Raw genomic sequence first — 676 nt, 5'->3', positions numbered from 1 at the left:
CGGTTTGCCTGCGACCTCCGAGCGCCGGGAAGCGGACCCCCCGGCATCTCGCCCAAAGGTGCGCAGCGGTCTTGGGACAACCGACATGCACCAAATCAAGCCTGAGCCAGCGGATACTGTTCCTTCAGCGTCTTCAGCACCTGATCGCCGGGCATCGGCGCGCCGAACATGAAGCTCTGCACATATTCGCAGCCCATCTGGCGCAGTTCGAGCGCATCGCTTTCATCCGAAATGCCCTCGGCCACGACCGAAAGGCCGAGTTCATGCGCCATGTTGACCATGGATTTGAGCAGCACCGCGCGCTTCGGCGTCGCGTCGTCGACAAAGCTCTTGTCGATTTTGATCGTGTCGAAGGGAAAGCGCGTCAGATAGGCCAGCGAGGAATAGCCGGTGCCGAAATCGTCCAGCGACAGGCCGATGCCAAGCTTCTTCAGCTTGTTCAGCACATGAGCTGTCTGCTCGGGATTGTCCATCACCAGCGATTCGGTGAGTTCGAGCCGGAAGCAGCGCGGCTTCAGGTTGGCCCGGGCGATCACCGAGCGGACGTCGCTGACCAGATCACGGCGGATGAGCTGACGGCTGGACAGGTTGACCGAAACCGACAGCGGCGCGTCGCCGATCTGCTTTTGCCATCCCGCCAGATCTTCGGCGGCCTGTTGCATAGCGAACAGGCCAA

Annotated in this window: 1 protein-coding gene; it reads right to left on the bottom strand. The window is 61.4% G+C overall.

Annotation, left to right across the window (positions count from 1 at the left end; all coding sequences use genetic code 11):
• Positions 1–95 precede the first annotated feature (95 nt).
• Positions 96–676 (bottom strand): EAL domain-containing protein (locus tag EOA86_RS37225; RefSeq protein WP_164892438.1); only part of this gene is annotated, 581 nt, incomplete at its 5' end.

Source organism: Mesorhizobium sp. M5C.F.Ca.IN.020.32.2.1, from assembly GCF_004023105.1.
GTDB lineage: Bacteria > Pseudomonadota > Alphaproteobacteria > Rhizobiales > Rhizobiaceae > Mesorhizobium > Mesorhizobium wenxiniae.
The sequence above is the reverse complement of the archived record's forward strand: the minus strand, read 5'-3'. Positions and strand labels throughout refer to the sequence as shown.